The organism is Paenibacillus sp. J22P218, assembly GCF_056269195.1.
In genome coordinates this window covers 464,963-481,141 of record NZ_JBWDNL010000004.1, presented here as the reverse complement: position 1 = coordinate 481,141, position 16,179 = coordinate 464,963, and the positions used below count along the sequence as shown (strand labels likewise).

General features: G+C 52.6%; 16 protein-coding genes. 11 read left to right on the top strand and 5 right to left on the bottom strand.

Annotation, left to right across the window (positions count from 1 at the left end; translation table 11 throughout):
* Positions 1-180: 180 nt before the first annotated feature.
* Complete coding sequence (locus tag AC0YN0_RS20255; RefSeq protein ID WP_442048626.1) at positions 181-537, top strand: nucleotide excision repair endonuclease; 357 nt, start codon at positions 181-183, stop codon at positions 535-537.
* A 62-nt stretch (positions 538-599) separates the two neighbouring features.
* On the opposite strand, the gene AC0YN0_RS20250 is transcribed toward AC0YN0_RS20255, so the two are convergent.
* Positions 600-1,388 (bottom strand): helix-turn-helix domain-containing protein, encoded by a 789-nt coding sequence (locus tag AC0YN0_RS20250; RefSeq protein WP_475822865.1) that lies wholly within the window; start codon positions 1,386-1,388, stop codon positions 600-602.
* Between the two features lie 140 nt (positions 1,389-1,528).
* On the opposite strand from AC0YN0_RS20250, the gene AC0YN0_RS20245 reads away from it, so the two are divergent.
* Together AC0YN0_RS20245 and AC0YN0_RS20240 are read left to right on the top strand one after the other, a co-directional pair.
* On the top strand, positions 1,529-2,881 hold the full coding sequence (locus tag AC0YN0_RS20245) for a glycoside hydrolase family 30 protein (protein ID WP_475822864.1): 1,353 nt from the start codon (positions 1,529-1,531) through the stop codon (positions 2,879-2,881).
* Positions 2,882-2,899: 18 nt separating this feature from the next.
* Positions 2,900-5,110, top strand: coding sequence for a glycoside hydrolase family 3 N-terminal domain-containing protein (locus tag AC0YN0_RS20240; RefSeq protein ID WP_475822863.1), 2,211 nt, complete (start codon positions 2,900-2,902; stop codon positions 5,108-5,110).
* A 65-nt stretch (positions 5,111-5,175) separates the two neighbouring features.
* Here AC0YN0_RS20240 and AC0YN0_RS20235 read toward each other — a convergent pair whose 3' ends face one another.
* Entirely contained in the window at positions 5,176-5,784 is a 609-nt protein-coding gene (locus AC0YN0_RS20235; protein WP_475822862.1) for a TetR/AcrR family transcriptional regulator, read from the bottom strand.
* Positions 5,785-5,988: 204 nt separating this feature from the next.
* On the opposite strand from AC0YN0_RS20235, the gene AC0YN0_RS20230 reads away from it, so the two are divergent.
* Positions 5,989-6,750: an SDR family NAD(P)-dependent oxidoreductase gene (locus tag AC0YN0_RS20230; RefSeq protein WP_475822861.1), complete on the top strand. Its 762-nt coding sequence runs from the start codon at positions 5,989-5,991 to the stop codon at positions 6,748-6,750.
* 63 nt (positions 6,751-6,813) lie between these two features.
* On the opposite strand, the gene AC0YN0_RS20225 is transcribed toward AC0YN0_RS20230, so the two are convergent.
* Positions 6,814-7,362: a helix-turn-helix domain-containing protein gene (locus tag AC0YN0_RS20225; RefSeq protein ID WP_475822860.1), complete on the bottom strand. Its 549-nt coding sequence runs from the start codon at positions 7,360-7,362 to the stop codon at positions 6,814-6,816.
* A 169-nt stretch (positions 7,363-7,531) separates the two neighbouring features.
* Between AC0YN0_RS20225 and AC0YN0_RS20220 the strand changes: the two genes are divergently transcribed.
* The 5 genes from AC0YN0_RS20220 (at position 7,532) to AC0YN0_RS20200 (ending at position 12,044) form a co-directional block, all read left to right on the top strand.
* Complete coding sequence (locus tag AC0YN0_RS20220) at positions 7,532-8,194, top strand: alpha/beta hydrolase (RefSeq protein ID WP_475822859.1); 663 nt, start codon at positions 7,532-7,534, stop codon at positions 8,192-8,194.
* 21 nt (positions 8,195-8,215) lie between these two features.
* Positions 8,216-8,989 carry a DODA-type extradiol aromatic ring-opening family dioxygenase gene (locus tag AC0YN0_RS20215; RefSeq protein ID WP_475822858.1) on the top strand — a complete coding sequence of 258 codons (774 nt, stop codon included), beginning with the start codon at positions 8,216-8,218 and terminating at the stop codon, positions 8,987-8,989.
* A gap of 109 nt (positions 8,990-9,098) precedes the next feature.
* Positions 9,099-10,454: a hypothetical protein gene (locus tag AC0YN0_RS20210; protein WP_475822857.1), complete on the top strand. Its 1,356-nt coding sequence runs from the start codon at positions 9,099-9,101 to the stop codon at positions 10,452-10,454.
* 264 nt (positions 10,455-10,718) lie between these two features.
* Positions 10,719-11,474 carry an AAC(3) family N-acetyltransferase gene (locus AC0YN0_RS20205; protein WP_475822856.1) on the top strand — a complete coding sequence of 252 codons (756 nt, stop codon included), beginning with the start codon at positions 10,719-10,721 and terminating at the stop codon, positions 11,472-11,474.
* Between the two features lie 27 nt (positions 11,475-11,501).
* The gene (locus tag AC0YN0_RS20200) at positions 11,502-12,044 is read left to right on the top strand and encodes a GNAT family N-acetyltransferase (RefSeq protein WP_475822855.1); all 543 of its coding nucleotides are present in this window, start codon (positions 11,502-11,504) and stop codon (positions 12,042-12,044) included.
* 81 nt (positions 12,045-12,125) lie between these two features.
* Here AC0YN0_RS20200 and AC0YN0_RS20195 read toward each other — a convergent pair whose 3' ends face one another.
* Positions 12,126-13,046: an aldo/keto reductase gene (locus tag AC0YN0_RS20195; RefSeq protein WP_442048642.1), complete on the bottom strand. Its 921-nt coding sequence runs from the start codon at positions 13,044-13,046 to the stop codon at positions 12,126-12,128.
* Between the two features lie 215 nt (positions 13,047-13,261).
* Between AC0YN0_RS20195 and AC0YN0_RS20190 the strand changes: the two genes are divergently transcribed.
* Positions 13,262-13,777 carry a VOC family protein gene (locus tag AC0YN0_RS20190; protein ID WP_475822854.1) on the top strand — a complete coding sequence of 172 codons (516 nt, stop codon included), beginning with the start codon at positions 13,262-13,264 and terminating at the stop codon, positions 13,775-13,777.
* A 235-nt stretch (positions 13,778-14,012) separates the two neighbouring features.
* On the opposite strand, the gene AC0YN0_RS20185 is transcribed toward AC0YN0_RS20190, so the two are convergent.
* On the bottom strand, positions 14,013-15,821 hold the full coding sequence (locus AC0YN0_RS20185) for an ABC transporter substrate-binding protein (RefSeq protein WP_475822853.1): 1,809 nt from the start codon (positions 15,819-15,821) through the stop codon (positions 14,013-14,015).
* A gap of 146 nt (positions 15,822-15,967) precedes the next feature.
* Between AC0YN0_RS20185 and AC0YN0_RS20180 the strand changes: the two genes are divergently transcribed.
* Entirely contained in the window at positions 15,968-16,138 is a 171-nt protein-coding gene (locus tag AC0YN0_RS20180; RefSeq protein ID WP_475822852.1) for a hypothetical protein, read from the top strand.
* Positions 16,139-16,179 lie beyond the last annotated feature (41 nt).

Here is a 16,179-nt window from a genome sequence, read left to right as displayed (position 1 = left end):
TTGACTTTGGGGATAGTATTCTCAAATCGGCGATAAATATAAGAAAATGCCAGCTTTGGCAGACACGCCATTCGAAGTGTTCTGATGCAGCATGCGCGTTCTCTGCAAGCTTGTGGTAATATAGAAAACATGGGACAAGGGTTATAACCGTGATATCCATATAGAGAGGAATGAACCGATATGATCAACATTACGCTGCCAACACCGGACGTGACGATTTTCAAGCAAGACAACCCGCAGGAAAGCAACATTTACGGATTCACTCAATTTCATCTCATTACGAGAGAGCTGGGCGGTTTCTTCATGTTCTACAACGATAAGGACGAGCTGCTGTTCGTGGGCAAGGCAAGGAAAATAAGACCGCGAATTAAGAAGCATTTCGAAGATTCCGTATCGCCGATGAAGAAGCATCGGGACGAAGTGCATAAGATCGAGGTTTACGTCGTGGAAAGCGCAGTGGATCGGGACATCTACGAAACGTATGCGATTAATGAATTCAAGGCGAAGTACAACGAGGACAAGGTGTATTACAAATAAGGAAGTTGGCGGAAAAAGCCATAGAAACCAGGAGCGCGGGTCGCTTCTGGTTTTTTTGTTGGTTACTGCTTTTTTCGATAAGCGCCGGGCGAGATGCCGTAGCGTTCTCGGAACAGCCGATGGAAGTAAGCGTAGCTGCCGAGACCGGCTTCCGCCGCGATCTGCTCCAAGGACAGTTGGCTGTGATCGAGCAGCTTCACGGCGTGGCTGAGCCGGAGCTGCTGCGCATAGCCGATAATTGATATGCCGAAGTGCGCTTTGAACAGATGGACGGCGCGAGACACGCTAAGTCCGGTATGATGGGCGACCTGTGCGAGGGTGATTTCCTCGGCGGTATGCTCCTCGATATATTGCCGCATGCGCAGCGCATGAGAGGCAAGCGGAGACGGAATGTCAGGCGCTTCGTCGAGGGCGCGGTCGATCAGCATGAGCAGCGACCAGACAAGAGAGTCGACAATATCCTTGTGTCCGCCGTCCAGCCGACGTTTCTCGAGAACGATCTGATGCCAGATCGCCTTCAGTCTGCTGTCCTCGGCGATCATGGACAATGTCGGTCGCATGCGCTGTTCCCACCACTCCCGCATGCCCGGTCCGTTTCCCATTACGTAGTAGTCGCTAGACAGTTGTGCTCCTCTTGCTCCGAAGCCTATGCGCAGATCGTAGATATCACCGGGCTTGCACAGCATGAGATGGCCCGGGCGTATTTCCCTCATCTGTCCGTCGATGAGCGCTTCACATATTCCTTCAATTTGTAGCCGAATAATATAGGTGTCCAGACCGTTGCCGTAATATTGGCGAAACGGCTCGACATGCTTGGAGTATTCGCTTAATTGGATATTAAGCGCGCTCATCGTCCATTCTCCTCTCATACGCTTTTTAATATAATCAATCAGATTGTTGATATATTCGACCATATTGTTTCTTCAAGGGCGGGTCTCACTCCTATTATAATAAAAGCATCACCAATTACGAAAGGGGAGTAAAACTCCATATGTCTACACGTACGATTAGAACAATCCAAACCTCGCAAGGCAATCAAGACCGATTGACGGAGATCGCGCCGCTTGAGCTGCGCGAAGATAAAGCTGGCGTAGAGAATCAGATCATTAATGTTTATGAGGATGTCGAATATCAATCGATCATCGGTTTCGGAGGCGCGATTACCGAGGCGTCGGCCGTTACGGCGGCGAAGCTGAGCGACGAGAATAGCAAGCGCATTCTGAATGCTTACTATGACGAAAAAGACGGTATCGGTTATACGATCTGCCGCACTCATATCAATAGCTGCGACTTTGCGCTGGGCAACTACTCCTACGTGCAAGATGGCGATACGGAGCTCAGCACCTTCGACATTAGCCATGACCGCGAAGTTATCATTCCATATATTCGCCAGGCGAGAGAGCTTGCAGGCGATAACTTCACCTTTTACGCATCCCCGTGGAGTCCTCCGGCATGGATGAAGACGAGCGGTGAGATGAATAACGGCGGCAAGCTGAAGCCGGAATATCGCGACGTATGGGCGCGTTATTACTTGAAGTTCATCGAGGCCTACGAGGCGGAAGGATTGACGGTATGGGGGCTTACCGTTCAGAACGAAGCGAAGGCTGTCCAAATCTGGGATTCCTGTATTTACACCGCCGAGGAAGAACGCGACTTCGTGCGTGATTATCTTGGTCCGGAGCTGCACAAGGCTGGGCGCAAAGACGTGAAGGTCATGATTTGGGACCATAACAAGGAGCGCGTATATGATCGCGCGAAGACGGCATTCGATGACGCCGAAGCTTCCAAGTATATCTGGGGCATTGGCTTCCATTGGTACTCCGGCGATCACTTCGAGGCGCTTGATGCCGTATCCCGCCGTTACCCGGACAAAGCGCTTATGTTCACGGAAGGCTGCCATGAAGGCGGCGTGCAGCTCGGCTCGTGGAAGAGCGGGGAGCGCTACGCGCATGATATTATGGGCAACCTGAACAACGGCATGTCCGGCTGGACGGATTGGAACATCGTGCTTGACGAGCAGGGCGGACCGAACCACGTCGGCAACTACTGCGACGCGCCGATCATCGCCGATACGAAGTCTGATTCGCTTACGTTCCAGTCGTCGTATTATTACATCGGACATTTCAGCAAATATATCCGTCCGGGCGCGATTCGCGTCAGCTGCACGAAATATACGGAAGCGCTGCAAACGACGGCATTCAAGAATACGAACGGCGAGCTGGTTGTCATTGTCCTGAACCGTTCGGACGCGCCGCATCCTTACGTGCTTCGCAACCGCGAGCAAATCGCCGAGGGCAGCATTCCGGCGCATTCTATCCAAACACTGATTTTCCCAAGCTTGTAAGAGGAGGGTATGTCGAAAATGGAACAGCCACTAACGCCAGTAAAATCACAAGCCTCTAATCCTCGCAAATGGATGACGCCGGACATTGTCAATCAGGCGGAGCAGCTGTTGTCCCGCATGTCGCTTGAGGACAAGGTCGGCCAGATGACACAGTACGACTGGGGCTTCAACCCGATTAATCCCGAGACTGGCGTATCTCAGCGCGATCTGCTGCTGGAAGAAATTCGCCAAGGGCGAGTGGGCTCGATCTTCAATCTGTCCGGCGCAGAGGAAGCGAACGAGCTGCAACGGGCCATTCAAGAGCATACCTCACAGCAGATCCCGCTGCTGATCGGCCGCGATGTCATTCACGGCTACAAAACGGTGTTCCCGATTCCGCTGGCGCAGGCGTCGGCGTGGAATCCAGACTTGGCGCGGCGCACGGCGGAAGCCGCATCCCGCGAATCGCTTGCTGATGGCGTCGCATGGGTGTTCGCGCCGATGATCGACGTAAGCCGCGATCCCAGGTGGGGACGCATCGCCGAGAGCATCGGCGAAGATCCGTTGCTGACATCGCAGTACGCCAAGGCATGGGTAGAAGGCGCGCAGATTGATGACGGAGCAGGCCAGGCGACAGCTAGCTGTCCGAAGCACTTTGCAGGTTACGGCCTTGCGGAAGCGGGACGCGATTACAACACGGTCGATCTGTCCGACCGCGTGCTACGCGAAGTGATACTGCCGCCGTTCCGCGAAGCGGTTGATGCGGGCGCGCTTAGCATCATGGCATCGTTCAATGAAGTGAACGGCATACCGGTATGCGCCAATCCATACTTGTTGAAGACGATTCTTCGCGACGAATGGGGCTTCGAAGGCATTGTGGCGAGCGATTACAATGCGCTGCAAGAGCTGATCGTGCACGGCGTCGCCGGCAGCGAAGAAGAAGCGGCTGAACGCAGTATCCTTGCGGGCTGCGACATGGACATGCATTCCGGCTTCTATATGCGCCATCTGCCGAAGCTTGTCCACGAAGGCCGCGTGCCGGAACGTCTTATCGACGAGTCCGTGCTGCGTATTCTCGCGGTTAAGATTAAGCTAGGCTTGTTCGAGCAGCCGTACGTCGCTATTCCTTCTGCCGAAGCGGCTGCCGAGGCCCGCGCTTCATTCACCGAGCTCGCTCGCGAGGCGGCGAGAGAATCGATCGTCCTGCTGCGCAACGAAGGGCAAGTGCTGCCGCTGCGCAAGGAAGGCGTATCGATCGCCGTGATCGGGCCGCTTGCGGACAATAGCAAAGACCCGCTTGGTTGCTGGGCAATGGACGGCAATCCGGCTGACGTGATCAGCCTGCTCGAGGGCATCCGCCAAGCGGCAGGCGCAGAAGCGGGAGCAGCCATCCATTATGCGGAAGGCTGCGCTATCGACGCGGACGACGAAGACGGCTTCGAAGCCGCGCTGGAAGCGGCGCGCCAAGCGGATGTCGTCGTTCTGGCGCTGGGCGAAGCGCTTGAGATGAGCGGCGAATCGCGCTCACGGACGTCGCTTGATCTGCCAGGCGCTCAGCGCAAGCTAGTGCAAGCCGTCGCTGCGCTGGGCAAGCCAGTCGTAGCCGTGCTACTGAGCGGCAGACCGCTTGCGCTGCCATGGCTGCAAGAGCATGCTGCCGCGATCGTCCAAGCTTGGCATCTCGGGGTGCAAAGCGGTCATGCGATCGCCGATGTGCTGTTCGGCGACTACAACCCGAGCGGCCGCCTATCGGTTACGTTCCCGCACAACGTCGGACAGGTGCCGATCTACTACTATCGCAAGAAGACAGGCCGCCCTCCTGCGGGCGTCTATTCTTCTTACTACATCGATTCGACAACGGAGCCGCTATATCCATTCGGCTACGGACTTAGCTACTCGACCTTCGAGTACAGCTCCATTACGGCAGACCAGACTTCTATGGGCGCGGACGGAAATGTTGAATTGACCGTGATCGTCACGAATACCGGTTACCGCGAAGGCGAAGAAGTCGTGCAGTGCTATATCCGAGACGAGGTGGCGAGCGTCACTCAGCCGCTTAAGAAGCTAATCGGCTTCCGAAAGATCAGCTTGAAGTCGGGTGAAACGGCTAGCGTAACGTTTAACGTACACAGCGATTCTCTCGCTATATTGGACCAAGAAATGAAGCTGACGACGGAGCCTGGCGACTTCACCGTATGGATCGGCCCTAATGCAAGCGCAGGGCAGACGATAAAGATCCAAGTCATTTAAGAAAATTGAAAAACCTTATGAACGCGTGCTGCGTCTCATAAGGTTTTTTTCATGGAAGCTCCTTGCTAATCTTTATTTGCAAGGTTCGACATATACACGTTATTTTCTAGATTGGCGCGCACGAATTCCAGTGATTGCTTAGCCATAAAGGCCGAGCTGTATTTGAAATCATCTTTGATCCAGTCGATGATCATGCCGAGAAGACCGTGAGCGCGATAGCCGGCCAGCAGCTCCTGGTCAATCTGCGGGTTGGGAGTCATATCGGTGAGATCATCGAGAAACAGCTTTTTGAGCACAAGATGCAGCTTATTTTGAAAATCGGCTAATGCGTTCGTCTTGACCAGCAGCTTATAAAATTTCGCATAATGCTCGACGTGGTCGAACAGCTTAATGGTTGCCGAAGGCAAGCTCTTGACCTCAAAGGTGTGATGATGCTGATATGGCGCTCTGTAGGATGCGATCAGATCGGCTGTAATATCTTCAAGGATCTCGTCCAGCAGTTCTTCCTTGTAAGGATAGTGCTTATAGAAGGTGCCGCGATTCAGCTCTGCCAGCTTGACGATGTCGGTTATAGCAATTTCGTCGAATTCCTTACGCTCCATCAGCGTCAGCAAGGCGTCCTTCAAAGCGGACTTGGACTTCTTAATTCTTCGATCAGAAGACTCATTATGCATCTTGGTCCTCCTCTGTTCATTAATTAGACGTAATCAAACATACAGCCGGCAGGCTGTTGGATAATGAACAAAACCGTGAAAGGTTGAATATTGTTGACCCTATCTACCATGATTATACTACTTCGTAGAGCGTATGACATGCTCTTGGTCATTGTTTGTGAGAGCGCTTCACGCGTGACAACTATGAGCGAAGGGATGATAAATATGGGAAGATTATTAGGCAAAGTAGCGATTATTACAGGAGCTGCTGGCGGAATGGGCTTGGCGGATGCGCAATTGTTCGCCAAAGAAGGAGCGAAGGTTGTTGCAACGGACGTACAGTTCGAACTGCTGCAGCAAGGAGTCGACGCAATTAATGCAAACGGCGGAGACGCAGTAGCGGTGAAGCTGGACGTATCCTCGCCGGAAAGCTGGAAGCAAGTCGTTGATCTTACTGTAGAGAAATATGGCAAAATCGATATTCTCGTCAACAATGCGGGTATTCATATAGCCAAAACGATTCTAGAGGCTGACATCGACGATTGGAACAAAGTGATGGCGATTAATACAACGGGCGTATTCCTTGGCATGAAATCGGTTATTCCGGAAATGCAGAAAAACGGCAAAGGCTCGATCGTTAATATTTCATCTATCGCAGCCATTGTCGGCGGAGAGAATGCGGACGGTAACGGTGCGGCATACAGCGCCTCCAAAGGCGCAGTTCGCTCATTGACGAAGCATGCGGCGCAGTCATTCGCAAAAGACAATATTCGCGTGAACTCCATTCATCCGGGTCCGATCAAGACGCCGATTATGGGCGAATTCGCGAAGATCGCCGGCGATATTTACAAAAATGCCGTGCCTCTTCCTCCGCATGCCGGAGATCCGGAGGACATTGCATACGGCGTTCTATATTTGGCTTCCGATGAGTCGAAGTTCGTAACAGGCGAAGAGCTTGTGATCGATGGCGGGGCTATTACGAAATAATCCGAATAATGAAGAGACACTCCTTGCAACCGCCTGTGTTGAGGGAGTGTTTTTTTGTACCATTCACTGATAGTTCGGAGCAAGCTCCGTTTCCGTATAGATGGAGATGAGCACGATCGCCAGTTCCTCGCCAATGTTCTTGACCAAGTGCGGCGTACAAGCGTTCCAGCTGAAGGAGTCCCCCTCATGGAACTCGGCGGCATCCTCTCCTTGCTCGGCATATATCGCGCCCTGGAGCACGACATGCACTTCCTCGCCCTCATGCGCGTGGGCTTCTCCTGTGGAAGCTCCGGGAGGGAGCTCAACAAGCACCATGCGAACGTTTTTAGTGGCGCTTAGATGCGCTACCTTCAACTGATGTATTCCGCTCGTCGTTATTTTCCGATCGTTCTTGCGCACAATATGCATGCGGTCTTCCTTCTTAAGAAGCAGGTAGGCAAGCGGAACTTTCAATGCGCCTGCAATGCTTTCCAGCGTTGCGATAGAAGGCGAAGTTTTGTTCGTCTCGACTTGGCTCATGAACCCTTGCGACAAGCCTGTTTCCTCGCAGATCTGTGCGATCGTAATGTTTTTGCGTTTGCGGATAGCGCGGATATTCGAACCGATGTCCATTCGATTTCACCTCGAAATATTTGTAATACAGAATATAAATTCATATTAACAATAAACTAGTTGACACGCTACTCTTTTCGGAATAATATTAGCTATACAAAAGTTATATACTTATTTCAAATAACCGAAGAGAGCAACACCCTATAAAATGAAGCGGAGGCGTTCAATTATGAATCCGAATCCAGCCTATGCGTATGACATTCACTTTCCACCCCATTTTGATGCGAACAAGAAATACGCGACGATCTTCACTCTGCACGGCAAAGGCTCGAATGAGCACAATATGTTCGGTTTAGTCGCTCCTTTATCGGAATCGTTCATCATAATCGGTATTCGAGGCGATCTGTTGCTGGGGGCAGGCTTTCAATATTATGAGCTGAAAAGCCTCGGCAATCCGCTCCGCGAAACGTTCGACCGTGCCGTAAGGCAGCTTGAGTCGTTCATCGACTATGCAACTGAGAAATATGCAGTCGACCCGGATAGACGTTATTTGCTCGGCTTCAGTCAAGGCGCGATCTTGTCGATGACGCTGGCTCTCACGATGGGGGATCAGTTGAAGGGAATTGTCGCGCTGAACGGCTACGTACCTGAATTCGTGAAGACGGAATATCCTCTGAAGAGCGTGGAGAATGTCTCGGTATTTGTTTCCCATGGCGAGTTCGACTCCGTTTTCCCGATACGTATCGGGCATGAGACATCGGCTTACTTCGAGAGCTTGACACCGAAGCTGACGTTCAAGACGTACCCGTCCGACCATGGAGTAATTGAAGAGAACCAACGTGATTTTACTGAATGGCTTATAAAAGACGCGAACCTGCGATCAATCCAATAATAATAAGGAGTGAATGATAAGATGATACCTTCCTACTTTATGGCCCATGGCGCCCCGTCCCTCGTCCTTGATGAAGTGGATTATACCCGTTTCTTGAAAAAATTCGCCCAAAGCATGCCTGTAAAACCAAAAGCGATCGTATTGTTCTCGGCGCATTGGGAAGAAAACACGCAGACGGTAAGCGATGTTGACACGTACAGCACGATCTACGACTTCGGCGGCTTCCAGCCCGAGCTGTACCAAATGACTTATCCAGCAAGCGGGGATCACGCTATAGCTGAGCAAATTCAAGCCTTATTCGGCAAGCACGGAATTGACAGCGTTCGGGATGAGCAAAGAGGTCTCGATCACGGCGCTTGGGCTGTGCTGAAGCTGGTGTATCCGGATGCGGACATTCCGGTCGTCGCTTTATCCGTCAATCGTTATTTGACCAACGAGCAGCAATACGAGATCGGCAAAGCAATAGCGGAGCTGCGCGAGCAGGACGTTCTTATTATTGGCAGCGGAGGAACGGTTCATAATTTGCGCAGAGTGAATTGGGGAGCGGAAGCGGCGGACAGCTGGGCCGAGGGCTTCGATAACTGGTTGCAAGACAAGCTGGAGACTTGGGATACCGAAGCGCTGTTCCGTTATAGAGAGCTGGCGCCATATGGGCAGGAGGCTGTGCCGACGAACGAGCATTTCATTCCGCTGTTGCTGGCAATGGGGGCGGGAGATCGCAATCGTGAGGCAAAATTGCTCCATCGCAGCTATCAATATGGTAATCTAAGCTTAAGCTGCTGGCAGTTCAGCTAAGGGTTCGGAGACGAATTAGACATAAGGAAAGAAGGCGGTTAGCATCAAATCTGCTTACCGAACCATGCTGGACCAATCGATTATTTTACTTTTAGCGGCGGTTTTCATCTTGCAGCAGTTTACGGGCTGGGAGATGCTTACCGCCGTGCTTGGCGTTCTGGTGTTTGTTGCGATTGCGATACTGCTTCCCCGTTTAAAGGGAGTCACTCTTCTGCTGACATCCGCCTTCGTAGTGGGCGGTGTTGTGCTCATGCTCGTTCAGAAGGCGGACGACCGCATGTGGTGGAGCGCTGCCGGCATGAATGCGACGATCGTCACTTTGTTTGCGTTCGCGCCGTTATTCGGTATTCCCGTGAGACTGCCGAAGTACGTGGCGGCGTTGCGGCGTTTCTACGAGACGAAGGTGCAGAGCGGTATCGTCTTATATGCGGGCACGCAGCTGCTGACGCAGATCATGGGCGCGTTTATCAACGTAGGCTCTATATCCGTCGTGTATCATTTGGCCTTCGTGAAGCCGCGGCCAGCCGGCATCTCGAAGCTGCTTGCGAATGCGCTGAATCGCGGATTTGCCGGGGCGATCGTCTGGTCGCCTTATTTTGCGGCGATGGCGCTAATCACCTCGGCGCTTGGGGTAAGGTGGTCGGAGCTGCTACCGTACTTAATTGTATTGTCGTTGCTAAGCTTTCTAGTGAGCGTGGGGATAGACTTGCGGAAGCTGCTTGATCCGGAGCGAGAAGTGAAGAAAGAAGCTGCTCCGTTAAGTGATCGACAGGGCGAGTCTGGAGAAAGTTCCGCGAAACCGGAAGCGGAGGCCGAAGAACAGCAAGGAGGCGGCGGATTCCCGATCGGGCTCGGGATATATCTCGCTACGGCGATTGCCGTCATTCTAATTTTGGAAGCGATCGTTGATCTGCCGATGGTTCTGATCACTTGCATGACAGCTGTCGTTGTTCCGCTCCTCTGGTGCTTGGCGCAAGGACAAGGCTCCGTATACAGGCAAGGCCTTGTGAATCATATGCAGGTGACGCTGCCATCGCTGAAGAAGGAAATAACGTTATTTCTAGCGGCAGGTTTCTTCAGCGGCTCGATCGGCGCCACGGGGATAGGCGATTCTTTGCCTGCGCTGCTTGCGGGCATACCGATTCCTATCTGGCTGTCATTCTCGGTTATGGTCGTCATTCTTATGATTATTTCTGCACTTATCGGTCTGCATCCAATCGTGCTCGTCACGATATTCGCCACAGGCATCGACCCTGGCGCCATTCAGATGAGCGCGAACGACTATGCTATCCTCCTGCTCGGCGGCTGGGCATTATCCAACCCGATCTCTCCGGCCTCGGCGGTCAACAATTTATTGGCCGGATTGTTCAAGAAGCCCGTATTCGAGATGGCGTCGCCTAATTACAAGTACGCCGCTTGCATGGCGGTGCTGCTGCTTCTGTTTATGCTGGTGATACGGATATAGACGTATGATGAACGGCTGTGCCGCCTTGTCGAAGACGGCGCAGCCGTTTGTTGTTTGGAAGATGGCAACATGCTGCTCATTTGCACCCTGCCTTATTCGTAACGGAGCTTAAGGCATACCTCGTTTGCTCGCTCTTCACCCACGCGATATAATGTTTGCATTCCTAGAAGGCCGTTACGGTAACGGCTATGAAAAGAGTGATGCACCCTGAGCGAACAAAATATTATCGATCGTACGAAGCTGCCAATTACGGTAAATACGATTGTGGAACAATTAAGAACGCTGGGCGTTCATGAAGGAGATATGCTGCTCGTCCACTCTTCGTTATCTGCCTTGGGGTGGGTGTGCGGCGGGGCGCAAGCAGTCGTGCAGGCGCTACTTCAAGCGGTTGGCGAAGCGGGTACGCTCATTATGCCGGCGCAGAGCGGAGACTGGAGCGATCCCGCAGAGTGGGGAAACCCGCCAGTGCCCGAGGAGTGGATCGATATTATCTATAACGAGTTGCCGGCTTTTGATCCGAGCATTACGCCGACAAGGGGGATGGGGCGAATTGCCGAGTTGTTCCGAACTGTGCCTGGAACGATAAGATCAACGCATCCGCAAGTTTCCTTCTGCGCGAATGGGAGGCAAGCAGCGGAGATCGTCTACAGCCACCCGCTGACGCCGCAATTCGGGATGGATTCGCCGCTCGGCAAGCTGTACCGCGGCGGCGCCAAGGTGCTGCTGCTCGGCGCGGGATACGATTCGTGCACGAGCTTCCATCTGGCTGAAGCTATCCTACCGGACATGCCGACGAAGCGGATGGGTACGGCGATCATGGAGGATGGCGAGCGGACGTGGAAGTGGTTCACCGACTGCGCTTATGATTCCGGTGATTTCGATAAGCTTGGCGAGCAGTTTGGAAACGAACGAGCTACAAGGCTTGGCAAAGTAGGCAATGCCGATTGCTTCTTGTTCGACATGGAGGAAGCGGTTGACTTCGGGGTAGAGTGGTTGGCGAATAATCGGACGATGAACTAATTAGCGGAGAGGAAGGCGCGGATCAACATGAGCAACAGCAATCCTATCTACTTAAGAAACATCAAGGCGGAGGACGCCGCCTCGTTACTTGATTTAAGATTGAGAAACCGCAGTTTTTTGCAGCCATTCGAGCCGATCAGAGAGGAAAAGCACTTTACGCTTGAAGGGCAGCAGAGCGAGATTGCAGTCAACATACGTGATGCTATCGACGATAAGGGTTACGTATACGGCGTATTCGCCGAAGAGACGGACGAGCTGGTCGGACGAATTGCATTAACCGGAATTGCACGCGGACCAGCACAGCATGCTAATGTTGGTTACTTCATCGATCAGCGGCATAACGGCAAAGGGTATGCGACGTCAGCGGTATCTCTATGCGTGGCCCAAGCGTTCGATGAGCTTGGTCTGCACCGTGTGCAGGCGGGCGTGATGCCTAGAAATATGCGCTCGAGACGCGTGCTGGAGAAGGCGGGTTTCCGGCTTGAGGGGTTGGCGGAGCGGTATATTTATATTAACGGCGTGTGGGAGGATCATCATTTGTTCGCCATAACGTCGGATGAACCACGTTAATAGGCGTGGCTGGCTGACAAATTAAGCAACAAGGACACCCTTTGCAGCCAAAGGGTGTCCTTGTTGTGCTTTCCGTTCGATTTAAGGAAGGATATTGCCAGCCGCAAGGAAGATCGAGTACCACTCTTCGCGAGTGAGACGGATCTCGGCTGCCTTGATGCAATCCTTAAGCCGATCGATATTCATCGTGCCGATGACCGGTTGCATATTCGCCGGGTGACGAAGCAGCCAAGCGACAGCGATCGTCGTGTTCGTAACTTCGTATTTGGCGGCGACTTCGTCGATCTTTTTGTTCAGCTCGGGGAATTTCTCGTTGCCGAGGAATACGCCCTCGAAGAAGCCGTATTGGAACGGAGACCAAGGCTGAATCGTAATGTCGTGCAATCTGCAGAAGTCGAGAATGCTTCCGTCGCGGTTAACTGCGGCGCCGTTCTCCATGTTGACGTTGAAGCCTTGGGAGATCATCGTCGCATTCGTGATGCTGAGCTGGAGCTGGTTCGCGATAAGCGGCTGCTTCACGTATTTTTTCAACAGTTGAATTTGCATCGGATTTTGGTTGGAGACGCCGAAGTGGCGCACCTTGCCGGAGCTCTCCAGCAGGTCGAACGCTTCCGCTACCTCTTCCGGCTCGACGAGCGTATCCGGGCGGTGCAGCAGCAGCGTGTCCAAGTAATCCGTATTCAGACGCTTCAGAATGTTGTCAACGGAGCTCAAAATATGCTCTTTCGAAAAGTCGAACATGACGCCCGGCACGATGCCGCATTTCGATTGAAGAATAAGCTTCTCCCGAACGCTCGGGCTCATATGTACCGCCTCTGCGAATAGTTCCTCGGCTTTGCCGGCGCCGTAAATATCGGCGTGCTCGAAGAAGTTAGCGCCTTCATCAAGCGCCGTTTGTACGAAACGTTCGGCCTGCTGCTTGTCCAGCGACGGAAGTCGCATGCAGCCTACTGCGATAACGGGTACTTCTAAGTTGCTGCTTCCAAGCTTCATTGTTTTCATGCTCATATACCTCCATAGGTTTGGTTTGATAATGGGATTGTGTATGGTGAAAATGGCGCAAGGCCCATCCCCTCTATTGTTGCACAGGGCAACGTCCGTTTCAATCCTATTAGGCAGGATGAAGGCAGTTAATCAAGATAAGAAAGTATATTCCTTCGCAGGCTTGATTTGCTATTATTGGTGTAACAAGAGAAATGGGGAGGACAACCGCAATCATGAGTCAATTGCCCAAGCCTATCCAGCAGCCAGAAGAGAAGCCGGAAGGCTATCGACCGTTCCTAGCGCCGAAAGCGCTTAAAATGATCTATGGAGGGAAAACAATGGCCGAACAACAGCATACCGTCGAAAGCCATCCGTCAACGAGCCCGATCAAGAATAAGGTAGGATCGATATTCGTGCCCGTACGGGATATCGAAAAGTCTCGCAGCTGGTATTGTCGCGTTATGGGGCTGCGTGAGGAAGACTGCAACATCATGGGCGGACATCTGTGTCCGCTGCCGATGGACGGCGTCGGCGTCATTCTCGACACGATGCCGATGTGGGGAGGCGACCGGCCGGAAGGCGCTCCTTCGATTCAAACGCCTGCCTTCATGCTCATGACCGATGACTTGCAAGGCTCGCTCGACTTCATGAAGGAGCTTGGGGTGGAGCTTGTAACGGAGATCGAGCATGACCATTGGTTCGTCGTTAAGGATCCCGACGGCAACAAAGTAATGATCTGCCGCGAATAAGGGACTAAGGACCTCTGCATTTCACCTTAAAGTGGAATGTATGAGGTCCTTCATCTCTGGTCGTTGATCATTTTGATTGGAAATCATCCAGCCTAATTCTCCGATTTAGCACGACTCCTCCCAATTTGCCTCATTTGCCTGTAGGAAATCCAGCCAAACTGCTTTTTGGATGTCATTTAGCCCATTAGCCTGTATAAAATCCAATCACCTCAGCCTCAGATGGCAGCGGAGCACGTTAAATTTGCAGCTGTTCCAGCCATACGTCCTTAAAGTCGATCCAACCGAGCGAATTCAGCTTCGTCACGCCCCGAACCGATGGATGCAGGTACGTGTTGTTTTTGCGGTGAGTAAGGAACAGGATTGTAGCATCCTTCCGGAACCGCTCTTCAATCTGGCGCAGTGCCGCGCGTCGCCGTTCATTGCTATCGGCAACGAGAGCCGTATCAACTTGCTCGCTTATCCAGTCCAAGCGATCGTTGTCCAAAAACGATTGCATGACGCAGCTTCCATGCTCGTAAGCTTCGATCTCGCATACTTCGTCCTCCGCGAGCACGATGCCGAACATCGTACAATCCGCTTCCATGACCTTTTCTAGGTTCGTTCCGGAGATCGTCACCTCCGCTTGGATCCCCCATTGCTTAAGGCGGTTCATGATCCATCTAGCATCGTCCTCATAATTCTCGTGTACGGCAATGAGCAGAGGTGAGCCGTCATAGTCCGCTTGCTGCAGCGCAGCGCGGACTTGCTCGGCTCGGTACGGCTCGACATTCAGATGCCGGTTCGTCTCTATACGGAATCCGAAAGCCGGCATCACCCGGCTGCCTCCCAGGTCGTCGATCATATCGATCGGGTTCAGGATCATCCTCACTGCTTGACGGAATGCTTCGGAATGATAGGGCCCTTCACGATTGAAGTTCCAACAGAACATCGTACATCCGCGGCATAGCTGCTCAATCGCAAGCCAGTCTTCGACCGCTTCCTGGTCAATGGAGGGCCAGCCGCATTTACCGGTATGGAGGACATCCGGCGATACGGCTGTGTCTCCCCTGTATTCCTCCGGAAGAACAACGAGATCCACACGATCCAGAAAAGGTCTGCCCTGATAGTAGCCGTGATGTGCCTCGAGCCGAATGCGGTGCGCGGTGCTTGAGTCAAGACGGAACGGGCCGGTCCCGATAGGTCGCTGCCAGAAATCATCCTCGGGATGTCCACCAAGCTCCGCGGGGATAATCGATGCCGCTGTCGTACACATGAACCGGTCGAAAATCCGGTTTGGCTTGTGAAGCCGGATCCGAATGACGAGCCGGCTAACAGCCGCAATGTCCGTGACGCCGCGCATGATCCAGCGATTGTCCGCATCGCCGCGAAGCCGCTGAAGGGAATAGACGACATCGGCTGCAGACAGCTCTCTGCCGTCGTGGAAAAGCACGCCTTTTCGCAGATAGAAGGTCCATTCTTTGCCGTCTGAGTCTGATGTCCAATGGTAGGCAAGTCCGGGCACGATCTTGTCGGTACGTTCGTCGAACTGCAACAGCCGGTCGCAAATCTGACGCAGTAGATGGGAGTCGAAAACATAGTTAACGTAAGCAGGATCGAGCGTTACGATCTGATGGATAATGGGAAAGACAAGCGTGTCGCATGGTCCGTTTCCATCTCCTTGTTCCTCTTGCCGGTAACCGAAATGTCCATCCAGCCATTCCAAAAACTTTTCCTTCGCGTCCGTGCCTTCCCCGTAAGTGCCAAGCAGCTCGAACGCTGTCTTGTAATCGCCGCTCTCCGCACGGTTGCGTGCTAGACCAAGTAGATACGATGGTTTGTCCTTTAGGAATACGATCCTCGAATGATGGCCGCGTCCGCGTCCGGGCAGCCATTCGATCAACCCCTCGTCCTCCAGCTTCTGCAGAATGATTCTTGTGTTGCGCTTGGAGCAGAACAAAGCCTCCGAGAGCTCTTCCATCGTTACTTCCATAGGTGAACCTGTAAGGCGTATATCTCCGAATCGATCAACTAGGATCAAGTATCGTTCAACGGTCTGTATCTGCAAAGTGATTGCCTCCTCTAGCAAGACGATAATAGCTGTTTGAATAAAAGGGGAAATCCATTGCCGAAAGTATACGCTTTTTAGCCCCTTTTGAAAAGTTCATAATGGTGACAACAAGAAGAAGCCGGAAACGGAAGAGGGGAATGGATATGTTGGAGGAGTACGTGAATGAGAAGCTGAGACAATACCGACAAGCGGAGATGGAGCGATGGGCTCGCACTCACGCGGAAAGCGATATGGATATAGAAGGCAAGTCCAAGGTAGGTAAGTTGAGAGCAGGCCTCGGCATGTTGTTGTCGCTCTTCGTTATGCCTAAGTGACAGTAATGTCACTTGGATGTTTGTTTATTCGATGGATGGAA